Genomic DNA, 17,726 nt, shown 5'->3' with positions numbered 1-17,726 from the left:
CCGAACACAGCAGTTAAGCTTCTTAGCGCCGAATGTAGTTGGGGGTTGCCCCCTGTGAGACTAGGACGTTGCCGTGCTAACTAAGAGCCATTCCAATAGGAATGGCTTTTTTTGTTGTTTTCTTTTGGAATTGCCTAGGGCCCTGTGTTTTAATAGGGCATAGGATAAGTAAGTTATTAAGATCATCAAAACCGTTTACAAGACTGTGAAAGCAAAAAAGCAAGCAGGTCTGAATTAATTAAACCTGCTTGCTAGTATTAGTAGGAGAAATTACTTTTGCTTACTCGTTAAGAAAGGAAGAATGTCTATGCAAAAAATTGCTGTTGATATGGATGAAGTGATTGCGGATTTTTTAGCTAAGCAAATTCGTTTGTTTAATGAAAGCTATGATTTTCAAATTAAAAAAGAAGACCTCCTTGGGAAGAACCTGGATCAATTATTTCCCCAGTACCAAAAAGCACTCCATGATATGGTGGCTGATCCTAATTATTTTGCTGATCTTGGGATCATTGAGGGGGCACAAGAGGCCCTTTGGCAACTCAGTCAGGATTATGAAGTCTTTATTACTACGGCTGCAATGGAATTTCCGACTTCTTTTACGGCTAAGTATGAGTGGTTAACCCAACACTTTGACTTTATCCCCGATAGTCACTATGTCTTCTGTGGGCAAAAGTCGATTTTGGGGGCTGATTATTTGATTGATGATAATAGTCGTCATTTTCAAGGCTTTAATGGTAAGGGGCTGCTCTTTTCAGCACCCCATAACCTGACGGAAAATTATCCCGACCGGCTGGATAATTGGGAGGCAGCTCTGGAATACTTTTATGGCTCTGCTCGATTGACTGAATAAGTTCCTAAGTAAAAGGCATTTTATTAGTCGTCTTCTTCAAGGTTACTTTCCTTAACCAGGTAAAGGGGGCGTCTTTTGCTTTCCAGAAAAGTCTTGCCAATGTACTTCCCCACAATGCCCAGAGAAAGCATTTGTAAACCGCCCATGAGTAAAATAATAACAATGGTTGACGTCCAGCCCGAGGTGGGATTACCAAAGAGCAGGGTGCGGACCATAAAGAAGGCCGCTAATCCAATAGCTAGGATAAAGACAATCAGGCCTAGGATAGCGATGATGTTGAGGGGAATTTGTGAAAAAGAAATAATCCCTTCTAAGGAATATACCAAGAGATTCCAAAAGCTAAAATGGCTGTGGCCAAACTGACGTTGGTGGTTGGGGAAATCGATATAGGTCTTTTGGTAGCCGACCCAATTAAAGATTCCCTTAGAGAAACGATTGACTTCACTCACCTTGAGGACACTATCAACCATTTGCCGAGTCATCATGCGGTAATCTCTTTCGCCGCTGCGAATAGGCGTGTGGGATAACTGGTTAATCAGCCAGTAAAAGAGACGGGCACATTGGGAGCGAAACCAAGATTCTCCTTGCCGGTCTTGACGGCGGGTCACCACACAGTCATAGTCTTCTTCTTTGAGTTTTTGGTACATGGGGACCAACAGTTCAGGCGGGTCTTGGAGGTCGACGTCCATAATCACCACATAGTCTCCGTGGCTGTGTTGTAAGCCAGCATAAATGCCCGCTTCCTTGCCGAAGTTCCGGGAAAAAGCCAGGTAAGTTAGCCGCGGATCTGCTTGGCTCAGGGTCTTGATTTCTTGGAGGGTCTGGTCGGTTGATCCGTCATCAATAAAGAGGAGCTGCCAGTTCAACTCGTCAGGGAAGTGAGCCATGGTCGCTAACATGGCCTGGTAATAGGGGCGGATATTATCGGCTTCATTGTAGCAAGGGATAATAATAGAAATTGACTTCAATGGGGTCACCTCATATTTACTTTACAAGTCTGGTTCTCGTGCTTACACCCTTGAGTATAGCAAAAGTCAGGACTTTTATAATTCATTTATTTTAATTTTTATGAAATTTAAGTTATTATAGGGGAGAAAGGTTGTGGAAATATGGCTTATAGTGAAAGTGAATTTAATGAAGCTGTTGAAAAATTAAACCGTGTGAACGCCAAGGACCTGCTCTCTCATCTAGATAGTAAGGAAGAATCCTTAGTCTTTGTGGGTCGGCCAACTTGTCCTTATTGCCGCAAGTTCCTACCAAAATTAATTGAAATCATTGAAAGCGATGACTTAGAACTTGCCTACCTGGATTCGACGGCTACCGCAGAAAGCGTTGCTATCCAGGAATTTAGAGAACAAGCTCAAGTGACAACAGTGCCTGCCCTAGTGCGTATCGGTGGGGAAAAACGCTTAGAAAATTTAGGGGTTGATTCCTCAGATTCAATCGAAAGCATTAGAGAGAAAATCGCCCAATAATTTCTCATTGGCGACAAAATAAAAATAAGAGCAAGTCTCTGGAAAAGGGTGTCAATGTTGGATTGGACACCTTTTTTCTTTTAGCTAGGCTTTTGCTATAATAGAGAAAAATGAAGTAGGTGATTATTGCAATGAAGCGGTTTTTAACTTTTCTCTTAACGGGAATTTTAGCCTTTTGCCTAGCGGGTTGCCAAGACTTGGGCCAGGTTCTGGATCAAGTTTCCCAGCAAGCAGGAGACCAGGTGGAATATGGTCAGGTTTACCGTTCTGACGAAGAGGTCAGTGCCTATCTCAATGCCTACCAGGAACTTCCGCCAAATTATATCACTAAAAAAGAAGCTCAGGCGGCTGGTTGGGAAAGTGATAAGGGCAATTTATGGGAAGTGACCGATAAGAAAACCATTGGTGGCGACCATTTTGGTAACTTCGAAAAGAAGCTACCGGCTGATAAGACTTACCGAGAGGCCGATGTTAACTACTATGGGGGCTATCGGGGCGATGACCGCCTAGTGTATTCCTCATCTGGCGACATCTACTATACGGATGACCACTACCAAAGCTTTAAACAGTTGTATTGAGGTGAAGGACAATGAATGGGAAAAATAATACTAGGAAGATGCAAACATCTCCTAAACGCTACCAGGGCCAGGTGAATCGTCAATCGCGGGTCTATCAGGTGGTTCTCGATGGCCGTTTGATCAAGGATAGCCAGGACCTCTACCGGGCCTTTGCCCAGGGGATGGATAAGAGCGTGACTTTTGCTGGCAACTTGGACGCTCTATATGATGTGTTGACCGCCAACGCTAAACCTCTCAAGCTTATCCTGAAGCACCCTGTTGACTTAAGAAGCAATCTGGCAAGTAAGGCCGAGCCTTTTTTTACTATGATTAAGGCGGCAAGAGCGGCAAATCCCCAGCTTGAAATTATTGACTAGAAAGGAAGAGTCATGTGACAGCCAGGAAGACTTTACTTTATATTGCTGGTCATTACCCTGACTTAGACAAGGCCGATTTACAGTTATTATTAGAGCGGGGAATTGAGATTGTGACCCAAATTTTTACCCCAGATCGTTGGGAGTCGCCCTATGCCCTAAGTGAGGACCAATGGCTCTTATCCTTTAACCATACTGCGTCAGCCTTCTTGGCCTACCGCTTGCTCGAGCAGCTCCTGTATCCGATTCAGGTCAATGCCAGCATCGCTTATGGCAGTCTTGATACACAAGCGGGACTAGTCGCCAGCCCGGCCTACCACTATGCGAGTCAAGCCCTCCTGGAGGCCCAGTCCTTGGGAGAAGGGGTCTTACTCTATAACGCTAATTATTTAGAGGACCAGCTGACCAATATGCTACTTTTGGCCTGGCAAGAGATTATCAAAGGACAGTCTGAGATCCAAAGAGCCCTGCGACTGTCCTATGAACTCCAATTTCCTCTCTATACCGCCTATGCCATGACCAGTGAATGGCCTTTTCAAGAGATCGAAGCCTTGGAAATCTTAAAAATGCCGGTTTATGCCATGGAGGAGAAGTTACAGGATTACCAGACCATTGACTTTCAAGCGCGAAAGCCCTTAAAAATTGTTGATTTACATGCTAAAATACAGAGTGACCATTTTTATGTGACTGGTCTCTATGAAAAGGGCTATGCCAGTGCCATAGCCAAGATGAACCAAACGAGCCGACAAAACGTGGATTATCATCTCAAATCAGGACGCTTTGCCGCTGAACGTAATTATGCAGCGGCTATTGTTTTACAATTGGAACGTGAGGAAAATGCTCTTAGTGTTTAAGGAGTCATAAGGAGGATATACATGCAGCTGAAACTTAATCAAAGCAACCGCGAGCTTAAAGATAAAGCCAAGTCAGCCATTTCTGGCAATCGCTTGTCTTTAACCGGGATGTTTTTACTTAATCTATTCATTACTTTTGTTTTTACCAGCCTCTTGGGCTTTTTAGCCAATTGGTTGAAACCCCTTAGTATCCAATCTTTTTCGATTAACCGGGTATTTTTAGATACGCCGGGGTTGATTGGTGAAATGATCAACCAAGTCGGACAAAGTACCGACCCCATCGCTTTAGGAATCACTCTATTGGTGAGTTTCTTAATCAGCTTTTTCATGGTTCAGGTCTGGGTCTATGGTACCCCTTGGTCCTTATTAGAAATGGTTGATGAGGGAGACCACCATATTGGCCGGGTGTGGTCAGCCTTTACTCATCGGCCTATCCGCCACTATATGACCAATTTCTTGGCTGCTATTGTACGCTGGTTCTCTGCCTTTGTTTTTTATTTAGTTTTAGCCACGATTTTATTCTTTTATTATGTGGTCGTTCTTTCCACCGCCCGGGCAGCCATTGGCCAGGTGACCGGAATCGCGGTCCATGTGCTCTATCTGTTGATTGCGCTATTGTTACTGTTCTTAGTTGCTCTCTTGACCAGCTGGCTCTACTATGGTTTTAACTTCATTATGTTTCCAACTTACGATAACGAAGAAACCGGGGTTTTCCGGTCTTTGAGAATGAGCTGGCAACTGATGCGGGGCAATAAGTGGCGCCTCTTCAAGATGGGCTTAGGCTATGTCTTTCTTCCCTTAATTATTGGTGGGGCAGTGAGCCTCTTAATGGCTTACTTTAGAACCGCCTTCCCTCAAGCTGACTATTACTTCTGGGCCCAATTAGGCTTGGGAGCGCTAGTAATCTTATTCTTATTTGGTAATTTAATTAAGTTCATGGTGGTTCAAGCGGTCTTTTACCGGGAACAAACCAAGCAATATGCCCTCTACCTCAATGATCATTTTTCTGGTTTTGGCGCTGAAGCTAGCGATAATATTGCTGACTTATACCACACAGAAGATCGTCCTCAATTTACCGCGGATACCATGGCCATCGATGCTTCTGAATTAAATGCTCTGGATGATTCAGCCAGTTCCAGTGACGACTATCTCTCTGAAGCAGCTTTTAGAGAAACCTATGGTCCAGACCAAGATGATTTTAAGGCAGATGGTGAAGACAGCTATAGTCAAACCCAATCCACTTATCCAGAAAAGGAGAGTTCAGATTCTGACCCCGCTTCATTCGACACTGAAGAGAACGATGATGAGATTATGGTGATGGCACCAGCTGGCAGTCAAGATGAGTCTGCTCGCTCTGATTCGCAAAGGGATAATGAGTCTGATCAGCCGGATGAGACGGCCTATGACTATGCTGACCCAGGTTATGTCCTCGATGATCGTCAACAGGAAGAAGTCCTGCCTGCCTCGGATATCTTCGACCTGGCTGAAGATTATAGTCAGCCTGAAGCAAGTCCTATTAATAAGGAAACTCTTCCAGATCAAGCGGAAACTGTCCCAGACCAAGTGGAAGAGACTCAAGATAAAGCAAGTGAAGCGGCAGAAACAGATCAATTTGAGACCCGTCCAGAGGAAGAAGAAACAAGCGATTTTGACTTTCCAGTTCTGGAAGAATCAACCCCATCAGAAGGCAGTCATTCATCAGTAGATAAAGCTGATTCAGAAGCAACTGTTGAAGAGGAGACTGAGGCTGACCCAGCCAGTGAAGCTGTCGAGAAGAAACCTTATGACCCTTATGGCTATAACACCCCTAAGAAGACCAACTTTAAACAAGCCAAGCATAAGGACGATATCCTCCTCGCCGCTGACCGCAGCACGGAAAGCAGTTATGACAAGTCTATTGTGAATCAATCGGATTTCCTCGATGGCGATCCTTTGACTCCAGATCAAGAAGACCAAGATTCAACCGATAAATAGTAAAAATGCATAAGAAAAAACGGAGTAAGCCTCAAGCTACTCCGTTTTTTGCTATTCAATTAACTATGAAAGAGGCCTAAGAACTTTTATCTTGGTCTGAGTAGGGTGACCCCTTGTGGCCTTCCCAAGCCAGCCGGTGGATGGATTCGGCGACCTGTTCAGGAATACCCAGACCTTGGATTTCACTAAGATCAGCCTGGCGGATGGCCTTAATGGTTTTAAAGTGGCTGAGCACCTTACGCCGGGTTTTCGGCCCCACCCCTTTGACACTATCAAGACGGGATTGGAAAGAATTCTTGTGGTGGACTTGCCGGTGGAAGGTCTTGGCATAGCGGTCGACTTCGATTTGAATTCTCTGAACTAGGTGGAAGGCCTGGGACTTGGGATCTAGGGGCACAATGGCATGGTCATCGCCATAGATTAAGTGGGAGGTCCGGTGCTTGTCATCTTTGACCATGCCGGCAACCGGTAAGTCGTTGAGGCCCAGTTCATTGACCAAGACATCCCGAGCGGCATTAACCTCAATACTGCCCCCATCCATGAGAACGATATCGGGGAGGTCCTTGCCTTCTTTTAAGAGGCGGCTATAGCGACGGCGGATGACTTCTTGGGTGGCTTGGTATTCATTGGCTCCCTGGAAGGACTTGATTTTAAACTTGCGATAGGCCTTCTTATTGGGGCGGCCGTCTTCATAGACCACCATCCCACAGACATTATCCACTCCAGAAATATTGGAAAAGTCAAAGCTTTCCATCCGTCTGAGATAGGGCAGATTTAAGGCGGCACTAAGCTCTTCAACGGCTCCCCGGGTCTTCTTCTCATTCATTTCTAACAAGCGGAATTTTTGTTCGTGAGCCAATTGGGCGTTTTCGGTAGCCAGGTCTAGCATATGGCGTTTGTCCCCGCGTTTAGGGTTGACTACTGATATCTCCAGAGCATCACTCAAGAGATGGGTATCGATATTTTCTGGTACCAGTACTTCCTTAGGCAGGGTGTGGTTCTGCTCTTGGTAGAACTGAACAATATAGGAAGTCAATTCTTCTGCGGGATCGTTATAACAGGCGAAGAGGGCCGAATCCCGCTTGATAATGGAAAACTGGCGCAGGAGGAAGACTTGGATGCTGATCCAGCCATGGTTATAGTAATAAGCAAAGACGTCACGGTTATTGTATTGCTTACTCATGACATTCTGTGGCTCAACGGTTTGCTCAATGTAGTTAATTTGGTCGCGGTATTCAGCGGCCCGCTCATAGTGCATGTTTTCCGAGGCTTGGACCATTTTATTCTGAAGATCCTCTTTAATGGTTTGGACGTCCCCATTCAAAAAGCGGGTAATCCGCTTAATCTGTTGGGCATATTCTTGAGCTGACACCTCGTGGTCACAGCAGCCGATACATTGGCCGAGATGGTAGTAGAAACAGGCCCGTTTTTTATTTTTACCGCATTTCCTCAAGGGATAAGTTTTTTGAAGCAGGTCCCGGGTACTGGTTGCGGCATTGACATTGGGATAAGGGCCAAAGTACTTGCCACCGTCTTTTTTGACGTCAGAAGTGATGATTAGTTGGGGGTCCTCTTCGTTGGTGATTTTCAAGTAGGGATACATGGTCCCATACTTGAGCATAATGTTATAGTGGGGTTTGTATTTTTTGATAAGATTAATTTCCAACAAGAGACTTTCCTTGTTGGTATTGGTCATAATGACTTCAAAGTCAGCGATTTCTGATACTAATTGGGCGGTTTTACCGCTATGCTGACTGCGAAAGTAGGAATGAACCCGGTTAAAGAGATTCTTGGCTTTTCCAATATAGATAATGTGTTGGTTGCGATCTTTCATAATGTAGCAACCTGGTTTCTTAGGAACTAATTTCAGTTTGTTCTCGATCAGTTGGTTGGCCACCAAGAATCATCTCCTTTCTAATCCATAATGTTTATTTACTTTAAACTCATCTATCTATTATAGCAATCCCGCTTAAAAAATCCATTCCTACCGCCTGGCGAGTGAGCTTAAGTGGGATAAAGCGGGCGGCTTATGCTAAAATATAAGGAGTACTTAGCTCACTGAGATCATTTAGTCAAAGGGAGGCAATCATATGAGTCAAAAGAATCAATTCTTGAAGAAGGGCTTGCAATCTGCTGCCGTCATTGGGGGCAGTCTGGCCTATCTTTATGTTCAAAATTATCAACTGGGGAAAACCCATTATTTAGTTGAAAGTCCCCGCTATGCTGGCGGTTTGGAAGGGGTAAAAATTGCCCACTTGTCCGACCTTAATTTCCCTGACCAAAGGGTTAAGGTGGTCGATATCTTGAAGGCCGTTAAAGAGGAGGAGGTTGACCTCATTGCTATTACCGGTAATCTCATCCATCCGGAAAAGGCCTTTGACCGCCAAGAATTGGCTGTTTTTATCAAGCAATTAGCCAACCTGGCCCCAGTATTCTATGTCAGCGGCTCCAATGAAGTGAAGAGCCCTTATAGCCATTTAATGGAAGAGCTCTTAAGACAAGCAGGGGTCAGGGTCTTACATGACCAAGCGGAAACCATCACGCTTCATGGTCAAGACCTGGTCGTCATGGGCCTAGCGGAAAAACCAGGCCGCCACTTCTTAAAAGGGGACGCCTTACGCTATCTGCCGCTTGAAGCAGACCAATTAGCCCTGCCTAAGATCTTACTCGCCCACCATCCTGAAGCCTTCTTACGCTACCATGAATCGATCGAAAAATCGCCCGACCTGGTACTTTCGGGCCATGCCCAAGGCGGCCAAATTCGGATACCAGGACTAGGCGGCCTCTACGCTTCTGACCAAGGCCACTTGCCCCAATATACCGAAGGCGTTTTCCGCCTTCCTGGGGACCAATATAAGTGCCTAGTGATTTCACGGGGGATTGGAGCGCCTAAGTGGCATGTCCGTTTCAATAACCAAGCAGAACTGGTTGTGGTGCAATTAACTGCTTCTAAAGAAGCTTTCCTAGAACGGGAACTGGCGGAAACCGACCGCGAAATTGCCGCTTATGGGGGCTTGTCCTGGAAACAAGCCAAGGCCATCCTCAATAATGAAGTCGATGAACAATTAGCTGGCCAAACCGCACAGGCTGACCTAGTCCCAGCCAAGTCAGCAAGAGAAGCTGAAACTTTAGCCATTACTGGCCCTGACCAAGATCAATCCACCAAGTATTTAAGTATTAAAGAAGAGAGCGATGAGGTTTAATTTTGAAAGCAGAGCAAGACAGTTTAGTTGCTAGTCACCTAGCCCAGCCCCTTAAGGCAGAGTGGGAAGCACAAGGCTTTGACCAGCCCACCCCCATCCAAGCTGCAGCCTGGCCCCGTATTTTACAGGGGGACAATCTTTTAGCCTTATCGGCAACGGGAACCGGAAAGACCTTAGCTTATCTTTTAGCTAGCTTCACTCAAGTCCAAGCCCAGGCGGGTTTACAGTTAATTATCCTGGCCCCTTCCCAGGAATTAGCCAGTCAAATTGCTAGTGTGGCTCGCCCTTGGGCCCAGTCGCTTGACCTAAAACTCCAGCTAGTCATTGGTGGGGCTAACATTAAGCGCCAGATTGACCAATTGAAGGCCAAGCCGGAAATCGTAGTGGCTAGTCCAGGGCGGATTAATGAACTGATTGAACAACGGAAATTAAAAGTCCACCAAGTCAAATATTTGGTTTGTGATGAAGTCGATGACTTGTTAAAAGCTGACAGCCTTCCCCTATTCACAGATTTAATCAAACGCCTCCCCAAACACCGGCAAAATATCGCCTTTGGAGCTACCATCACCCAAGATAGCTTGACCAAGGCTAAAGAATTACTAGCCATTGACCAGGTCATTGACCTTAGACAGGACCTATCCAGTCAGGCCAATCTCCACCATGGCTACCTGTTCACTCCGGTCCGCAAACGGGTGGACCGCCTGCGCAGTCTGGCCCAATTGGACGACTTTAGGGCCTTGGTCTTTGTCCGTACCAAGGCTGATGTGGATTTACTGGAAGAAAAGTTAAGCTACCATGGGTTACCCGTGGCGGCCTTGCATGCGGAAATGAGTGGTCAAGACCGGCAAAGGGTCATCCAAGCCTTTAACCGGGGGCAGTTGGTTTATTTATTCACGACCGACTTGGCTAGCCGGGGCTTGGATATTCCTGGCTTAGCCTGTGTGATCCAATACGACCTGGCCAAAGACCAAGCTACCTATGTCCACCGCAGTGGCCGGACTGGGCGGATGGGGAAGGAAGGCTTGGTCTTGACTTTCTGCAATAATGACCGCACCCTAAGAGAATTAAAGCAAGTCTTACCAGAAGGAACCCCACTGGAGGAGTACTATCTCTACCAAGGCCAACTGGTCAATGCCACAAGCCAGCCCAAGCCATTAGGCCATGACCAGGCAGCCAGAAAGGCGAAAAAATCTCAAGCTTCAAAGCGGACTACCCATTCAGCTGGCCAGGCGGCAGGCAAAGGGAAGAAAAAGAAAAATCGAAAACGCCAGCAAAAGAACAAGGGTGCCCGGCGTAAAAAAGCAAAAAAGAATTGAAGCCCAAGAAAAACTTCATTAGAATAATAGAGGACTAAAAATGAAGGAGTGCATATAAAATAATGGATCGTTATGCGATTATCCTTGCTGCTGGTAAGGGAACCCGGATGAAATCAAATAAGTATAAGGTATTACATGAGGTCGCTAATAAGCCCATGGTGGCTCACGTCTTAGACAATGTTAAGGCAGCCGGCTTTAATGAGGTCATTACCATTGTCGGCTTTGGGGCCGAAGAGGTCGAAAAAGTCTTAGCAGGGCAAAGTCAATTCTGCCTCCAAGAAGAACAATTAGGGACGGGCCATGCGGTTTTACAAGCGGAAGATTTACTGGCGGATAAGGCAGGCTCTACCCTAGTGATTTGTGGAGACACGCCCCTAATTACCCAGGCTACCCTGGAAGACTTACTCGATGTCCATGAAGCTGAGGGGGCTAAGGCCAGTATCTTAACCGCTAAGGCCGAAGACCCAAGTGGCTACGGCCGGATTATCCGTAAGCAAGACGGGTCGGTGGCTAAAATTGTTGAAGAAAAGGACGCCAAGCCAGAAGAAAAGGCAGTGAAGGAAATCAACACCGGAACCTATGTCTTTGATAACCAGGCCCTTTTTGAAGCCCTCCACCAAGTGGGCAATGATAATGCCCAAGGGGAATATTACCTCCCAGATGTGATTGAAATCTTACGCGGTCAGGGGGAACGGATCTCAGCTTACCAAATGGCTGACTTTGGTGAATCATTGGGGGTTAATGACCGGCAAGCCCTGGCCCAAGCCAACCAGCTCTACTATCAAAGAAACAACCGCTACTGGATGGATAATGGTGTAACTATCTTAGATCCCCAAACAACCAAAATCGATGCGGAAGTCTCCATCGGCCAAGACACCATTATTGAAGGTCAGGTCAATCTCTTAGGACAGACCCGTATCGGCAAGAACTGCCATATTCTAGGCAACAGCCAGATCGTGGATAGCCAAATTGGCGATGAAGTGACGGTGGATTCTTCTAAAATTGAAAGTAGCCAGGTCGGCTCTCATACCTCGATTGGTCCCATGGCCCATCTCAGACCCCAATCAGTCTTGGGAGAATACGTTCATATTGGTAACTTCGTTGAAATTAAAAACGCTAGTCTCGGGGACCACACCAAGGCCGGCCACTTAACCTATGTCGGCGATGCTGACTTGGGCAGCTATATTAACCTCAGTTGCGGGGTGATCTTCTGTAACTATGATGGTTATAGTAAGCACCGTAGTCAGGTGGGCGACTATAGCTTTATCGGTTCTAATGCCAATATTGTTGCCCCGGTTAGCCTGGCTGATCATAGTTTTGTTGCTGCGGGATCAACCATTACTGAAGACGTTCCTAAGGAGGCCCTGGCCATTGCCCGGTCACGGCAAAGTAATAAAGAAAATTATTGGCATAAATTACCTATTTCTAAAAATAAGCCGGAAAGTTAACCCTAAAGAGCTTACTTCTATGGTAAGATAATATGGTAGGGACTTAGTTTTTTTAACATTTAGGTTTTAGGAGGAACTTATGACAATGTCAGAACATGAAGATAAAAACTTTAAGCTTTTCTCATTAAATTCTAACAAACCCTTGGCACAGAAGGTTGCTGATTGTTTGGGAATTGAATTGGGAAAAATAAATGTTAACCACTTTAGTGATGGAGAAATTCACATTAACATTGAAGAATCCATTCGTGGGGATAATATTTATATTTTGCAATCGACTTCTGCACCAGTCAATGAGAACTTAATGGAACTAATGATTATGATCGATGCCTGCCGCCGGGCCAGCGCTGATCAAATCAATGTGGTGATTCCTTACTTTGGTTATGCCCGCCAAGACCGTAAGGCTAAGCCACGTGAACCGATTACGTCCAAATTGGTCGCTAATATGATTGAAGATGCTGGCGCTACCCGAGTGCTCGCTCTCGACCTACACGCCAGCCAAATTCAAGGTTTCTTTGATATTCCGGTGGACCACCTTATGGGAGCTCCGCTACTGGCTAATTACTTCCTTGATAAGGACCTTTATCAAGGTAAAGACATTGTCGTTGTCTCTCCTGACCATGGCGGGGTGACCCGGGCTAGAAAATTGGCGGAATTCTTGGATGCGCCAATTGCTATTATCGACAAGCGTCGCCCACGTGCCAACGTTGCCGAAGTCATGAATATTGTTGGTGAGGTCAAAGGCAAAGACTGTATCATTATCGATGACATGATCGACACCGCCGGCACCATCACCGCTGCTTCTAATGCCTTAGAAGAAGCAGGCGCTGTTTCGGTGACTGTCTGCTGTACCCACCCTGTCTTATCTGGTCCAGCCATTGAACGTTTAGAAAACGCTAATATTGATGAAATTGTGGTCACCGACTCAATCAACCTCCCTGAGGAAAAGAAAATTGATAAGATCACCACAGTATCTGTTTCTGAACTGATTGCTGAAGCTATCTATCGGATTCAAAATAACAAATCAGTGAGTCCGCTCTTCCGCGAACAATTCAAGGGAATGGAAGCCAAAGATTAGTAAAGCAATTAAAGTAGAATAATCTTACTGGAAAAGAAGCTGGGACTTAGGTCCGAGCTTCTTTTTAATAGCATGCAATCAAAAATCTGTTCCAAGCGCAGAGCAAGCGTTCGCTTCAGAAGTCCTTGTAAATCCTTTTATAGGATTTACTGCGAACTCCTTCCAGCGATCTTGCTCTTTGATGCGCTTGTCACACTCTGTCCAAATCTGTTCCAAAAGGCAGCCCTGACGTCCGCTTCACTAAAGGTCGACGAATTCTCTGTTAGAATTCTTTCGCCTTTTAGCTCCAGCGGTTCAGGGCTCCTATGCCTTTTGTCACACTCTATTTCCATTTAGGCGAAAAAACTTGTGAGGGTAGCTTTTTTTCGCTAAAATGAAGAAAATTACTAGTAGCAAGTCATCTGTACATCCCCCTCGCTGTGGGCGGTGTACAGATTTTGTTGCGTTAAAAAGAAAAGGATGATCGATATGAAGTTAGTGGTTGGATTAGGAAATCCAGGAAAAGAATACGAAGGGACCCGCCATAATATTGGCTTTATTGTCCTTAATGAATGGGCCTACCGCTACCATGAAAGCTTTGATCGTTCCGCTTTCAATGGGGTCTATTTTAAACGCCGGGTGGCTAATGACCAGGTGATCTTTGTCAAACCCACTACTTTTATGAATCTATCCGGTCAATGTGTATCTGGCTTTATGAATTATTACCACATCGACTTAGAAGATCTCTTGGTGGTCTATGATGATATGGACATGGAGCCTGGGCGTCTCCGCCTACGGAAAAAGGGCTCCGCGGGCGGTCATAACGGGATGAAAGATATTATTAAAATGCTTAATTCTAAAGACATTCAACGGATCAAATTGGGCGTTGGTCATCCTAAAGCTAAGGGTTCGGTGGTCAACCATGTCCTGGGAAAATTCTCTAAGGAAGACCAGGGGAAGATGCTAGAAAGCAGTCAAGCGGCAGCCGATGCCATTTCTTACTGGTTAGAGGGCAATAGCTTTGAAAACACTATGAATCGTTTCAATAACTAATAAAGAGAGAAAGACGTGGAAATGAACTTAGAAAATTATCTCAATGAGAAAATTATTGACAGCAAGCTAGAAAACACCTTGAGGACGGGGCAGAGTGTTCTCTACCTGGGTTTACAGGCGGCTAGTAAGGCCTATATGATTGCTGAAATTCAAGCCAGCCATCCCGATAAAAAGACCGTGGTCTTGACCAATAACCTCTTGCAGGCGGAGCGTTTTTATGAAGACCTGCAAACTTTCAATCCAGAAGCCGACCTCCACCTCTATTCCAGTCCAGAAAGTGTGGCTGAAGACTTAGCCATTCAAAGCCCGGAAGCTCTGGGGGATCGCTTGGCGACCTTAGACTGGTTACTTGATGAAGACAGTAGTGGGATCTTAATTAGCCCTATTTTTGGCTTAAAGCGCGCCCTGACGCCTGTGGCTGAGTGGAAACACCTAGTTAAAAGCATCCAACGGGGCCAAGAACTCGCAGTTGACCAGCTGAAAGCAGATCTATTGCTTTTAGGTTATGAACGGGTAGAGGCCGTTTTACGACCTGGTGAAATGAGTGTCCGTGGGGATATTGTTGACCTTTTTCCCCTAACCAGTTTCCAGCCCTTGCGACTGTCTTTAGCCTTCGATGAAGTGGAACGTATCACGACTTTTGACGTTAACAGCCAAAAGAGCCAAGAGGACTTAGAAGCAGTTACCATCTTACCGGCTAAGGACCTCTTGTTTAGCCCTGACCGCCTAAAAGCTGGCGTGGCTAATCTAGAAAAAGTGGCCCAGGAAAAAGCTGAGAAAGTCCAAGATGAAGCCATCAAAAAACAAGTCCAGGCCATCTTCCAGGATGAAATCCAATCCTGGTCAGCTGGAGAAACCACCGAACGGACCCATTATTTTAGTCAGATCCTCTATCCAGATTCCTGCAGCCTCCTCGACTATGTGGGAGAGGGGCAGACTCTAGTTTTGGATGATATGACTCGGTTGATTGAATTATCCCAGGAAATTGACCAGCGAGCAGCCCTTTATCTTCAAGGTAAGGTGGAGGCTGGCCACTTGCCCCCAATTGACCAGATCTATTTAGATAGTCACGACCAAGTGATGTCTTATTCGGGGCGGAAGTTTTACCTGGCCCAGTGGCAGAAGGGTTACGGCAATATGCGCTTTGACGGCCTCTACCAATTCCAAACTCGGACGGTGACGCCTTTTTACCATAATAAAGAAGCCATTAAGCTGGAATTTGAAGCCTGGTTGAGAATGGGCCGGTCTTTACTGATCTTTATCGAAGAAGAAGACAAGGCCCGCGACTTAGAAAAAGACCTCAAGGCCATGGACTTTCAGGCAGTCTTGACCCAGGCAGATCAGATTATCCCTGAAGCCATTAATATAATTGCTGGCCAGCTGTCGGGCGGGATTGAATTTGTGGACAGTCAAGTGGTCCTCTTAGCTCAAAGTGACCTCTTTGACCAGGCCAAGCGCCGCCGTCGTAAAAATACTAATAACCTTTCTAACGCTGAACGCTTGAAGAGCTACCAAGAGTTAAAACCCGGCGACTATGTGGTCCATGTGAACCACGGGATTGGTCAGTTCGTTGGGGTAGAGACCATCGAGGTAGCGGGAAACCACAAAGACTATCTCAGTATCGTCTATGCTGATAATGCCTCTATCCACGTCCCCATTGACCAAATTGACTTGGTACAAAAATATGTCTCGGCTGAAGGCAAGAGCCCTAAACTCAACAAAATGGGCGGAACCGAATGGCAAAAAACCAAGCAAAGGGTCAGCAAAAAAATCGAAGATATTGCTGATGACTTGGTGGACTTATATGCAGAAAGAGAGACCAGAAAGGGTCATGCCTTTAGTCCTGACAACGAAGACCAGGCTGCCTTTGAAGACGAATTTCCTTATCCTGAAACCGATGACCAGCTTCGCTCAATCCAGGAAATTAAAGCCGACATGGAAAAAGAAAAACCTATGGATCGTCTCCTCGTTGGGGATGTGGGCTTTGGAAAGACTGAAGTTGCTATGCGGGCTGCCTTTAAGGCTATGCTAGACGGTAAGCAAGTCGCCTTCCTGGTGCCAACGACTGTCTTAGCCCAGCAACACTATGAAACCATGCTAGAGCGCTTTAAGGACTATCCCTTTACTATAGACTTATTGAGCCGCTTTCGGAGCCCGGCCGAACAAAAGCATGTCATTAAGGGCTTAAAAGAGGGCAGTGTCCAGCTAGTGATCGGTACCCACCGACTCCTATCCAAGGATATTAAGTTCTTAGATCTGGGTTTATTGGTTGTTGATGAGGAACAACGCTTTGGCGTCAAGGCCAAGGAGAGATTAAAGGCCTTGCGAAAAAATGTCGATGTCCTTACCCTAACGGCAACGCCGATCCCTCGTACCTTGAACATGTCCATGATGGGGGTTAGGGACTTGAGTGTGATTGAAACGCCACCGGCTAACCGTTTTCCGGTACAGACCTATGTCATGGAACAAAACTATGGGGCGATCCGGGATGCCATTGAACGTGAATTAGCCCGCAATGGTCAAGTCTTTTACCTCTTTAATAATGTGCAAAATATCCAAGAAAAGGCCAACTTTATTGAGGAATTAGTCCCCCAAGCCCGGGTAGCCATTGCCCATGGCCAGATGCATGCGAATCAATTAGAGGAAGTCTTAATGGACTTCCTGGCCGGAGATGACGATGTCTTAGTCACTACCACCATTATTGAAACGGGGATTGATATGCCTAATGTCAATACCCTTTTAGTGGAGGATGCTGACCGGATGGGCTTATCGACCCTCTATCAATTACGGGGCCGGGTAGGCAGGTCCAACCGGGTAGCATATGCTTACTTTATGTACCGGCCTGACAAGGCCCTCAATGAGGCCAGCGAAAAACGGCTGACCGCCCTCAAAGACTTTACTGAATTAGGGGCAGGGTTCAAAATCGCCATGCGCGACCTCTCCATTCGTGGAGCCGGCAACCTCCTGGGGCAAGAACAGCACGGTTTTGTCAATTCGGTAGGTTATGACCTCTTTCAACAGATGCTGGATGAAGCCATCCGTAAGAAGCAAGGCAAGGCAGCCAAGCGGCCTCAGTCACCGACAGAAATTGAATTGCACATTGACGCCTATATTCCTTCAGAATATATCCAGGACGAAAATCAAAAGGTGGAAATCTACAAACGCTTCAACCTGCTGGAGGATGTCGATGCCATGTGGGACTTGGATGACGAATTATTGGACCGCTTTGGTGAGCCTCCGGTAGAAGTTCAATGGCTCTTAGCAGTCGGGGCGATGAAGTCCTATGCTACTGCAATAGAGGTAGAGAAAATCACGCGTAAGGGGAAGGCGATTGAGCTGGTCTTTACCAAGCAACAAGACCCTAGCCAATTGACTCCGCTCATTTTCCAAGCCTTAGAAGATATCCCCATGAAATTACAAATCAAAATGGCTAATGACCAATTAGTCATGCAGTTAAACACTAAAGACCTCTCAACTGATCAGTGGTTAGACTATCTCCTCCAATTCTTAACCCAGCTCAGTAAGGATTTAAAGGCGGATGCTGACCAAGTGGAAGGGGAGGACTAGG

General features: G+C 46.0%; 14 protein-coding genes and 1 rRNA gene. 13 read left to right on the top strand and 2 right to left on the bottom strand.

The annotated features are described in order from the left end of the window. A 5S ribosomal RNA gene (rrf, locus tag JFU01_RS09020) occupies positions 1-77 on the top strand; the annotation flags it as partial. A gap of 230 nt (positions 78-307) precedes the next feature. Next, positions 308-850 carry a 5' nucleotidase, NT5C type gene (locus JFU01_RS08280; RefSeq protein WP_195856556.1) on the top strand — a complete coding sequence of 181 codons (543 nt, stop codon included), beginning with the start codon at positions 308-310 and terminating at the stop codon, positions 848-850. A gap of 23 nt (positions 851-873) precedes the next feature. Here the strand turns inward: JFU01_RS08280 and JFU01_RS08275 are convergent, their stop codons facing one another. Then, positions 874-1,818 carry a glycosyltransferase family 2 protein gene (locus tag JFU01_RS08275; RefSeq protein ID WP_195856555.1) on the bottom strand — a complete coding sequence of 315 codons (945 nt, stop codon included), beginning with the start codon at positions 1,816-1,818 and terminating at the stop codon, positions 874-876. Positions 1,819-1,959: 141 nt separating this feature from the next. Between JFU01_RS08275 and JFU01_RS08270 the strand changes: the two genes are divergently transcribed. From JFU01_RS08270 to JFU01_RS08250, 5 genes are all read left to right on the top strand, one after another. After that, complete coding sequence (locus JFU01_RS08270; RefSeq protein WP_195856554.1) at positions 1,960-2,325, top strand: thiol reductase thioredoxin; 366 nt, start codon at positions 1,960-1,962, stop codon at positions 2,323-2,325. Between the two features lie 131 nt (positions 2,326-2,456). Beyond that, complete coding sequence (locus tag JFU01_RS08265; RefSeq protein ID WP_195856553.1) at positions 2,457-2,903, top strand: ribonuclease domain-containing protein; 447 nt, start codon at positions 2,457-2,459, stop codon at positions 2,901-2,903. An 11-nt stretch (positions 2,904-2,914) separates the two neighbouring features. Then, complete coding sequence (locus JFU01_RS08260) at positions 2,915-3,259, top strand: barstar family protein (RefSeq protein ID WP_195856552.1); 345 nt, start codon at positions 2,915-2,917, stop codon at positions 3,257-3,259. 14 nt (positions 3,260-3,273) lie between these two features. Then, complete coding sequence (locus JFU01_RS08255) at positions 3,274-4,110, top strand: hypothetical protein (protein WP_195856551.1); 837 nt, start codon at positions 3,274-3,276, stop codon at positions 4,108-4,110. Positions 4,111-4,131: 21 nt separating this feature from the next. Then, on the top strand, positions 4,132-6,084 hold the full coding sequence (locus tag JFU01_RS08250; RefSeq protein ID WP_195856550.1) for a DUF975 family protein: 1,953 nt from the start codon (positions 4,132-4,134) through the stop codon (positions 6,082-6,084). 76 nt (positions 6,085-6,160) lie between these two features. On the opposite strand, the gene uvrC is transcribed toward JFU01_RS08250, so the two are convergent. Further along, entirely contained in the window at positions 6,161-7,981 is a 1,821-nt protein-coding gene (gene uvrC / locus JFU01_RS08245; RefSeq protein WP_195856549.1) for an excinuclease ABC subunit UvrC, read from the bottom strand. A 193-nt stretch (positions 7,982-8,174) separates the two neighbouring features. On the opposite strand from uvrC, the gene JFU01_RS08240 reads away from it, so the two are divergent. From JFU01_RS08240 to mfd, 6 genes are all read left to right on the top strand, one after another. Further along, entirely contained in the window at positions 8,175-9,287 is a 1,113-nt protein-coding gene (locus JFU01_RS08240) for a metallophosphoesterase (RefSeq protein WP_195856548.1), read from the top strand. A gap of 2 nt (positions 9,288-9,289) precedes the next feature. Next, on the top strand, positions 9,290-10,603 hold the full coding sequence (locus tag JFU01_RS08235; protein WP_195856547.1) for a DEAD/DEAH box helicase: 1,314 nt from the start codon (positions 9,290-9,292) through the stop codon (positions 10,601-10,603). Positions 10,604-10,665: 62 nt separating this feature from the next. Next, positions 10,666-12,051, top strand: a complete 1,386-nt coding sequence (glmU, locus tag JFU01_RS08230) for a bifunctional UDP-N-acetylglucosamine diphosphorylase/glucosamine-1-phosphate N-acetyltransferase GlmU (protein ID WP_440201602.1) — start codon at positions 10,666-10,668, stop codon at positions 12,049-12,051. A gap of 85 nt (positions 12,052-12,136) precedes the next feature. Continuing rightward, the gene (locus JFU01_RS08225; RefSeq protein WP_060778693.1) at positions 12,137-13,126 is read left to right on the top strand and encodes a ribose-phosphate diphosphokinase; all 990 of its coding nucleotides are present in this window, start codon (positions 12,137-12,139) and stop codon (positions 13,124-13,126) included. Between the two features lie 468 nt (positions 13,127-13,594). Beyond that, positions 13,595-14,158, top strand: coding sequence for an aminoacyl-tRNA hydrolase (pth, locus tag JFU01_RS08220; protein ID WP_195856546.1), 564 nt, complete (start codon positions 13,595-13,597; stop codon positions 14,156-14,158). Between the two features lie 21 nt (positions 14,159-14,179). Beyond that, a complete protein-coding gene (gene mfd, locus JFU01_RS08215; protein WP_230086967.1) occupies positions 14,180-17,725 on the top strand; it encodes a transcription-repair coupling factor in 3,546 nt (1,181 codons plus the stop codon). Position 17,726: the final 1 nt, after the last annotated feature.

This window comes from Aerococcus sp. Group 2 (genome assembly GCF_905125285.1).
In the GTDB taxonomy this organism is placed as follows: domain Bacteria; phylum Bacillota; class Bacilli; order Lactobacillales; family Aerococcaceae; genus Aerococcus; species Aerococcus urinae_E.
The sequence above is the reverse complement of the archived record's forward strand: the minus strand, read 5'-3'. Positions and strand labels throughout refer to the sequence as shown.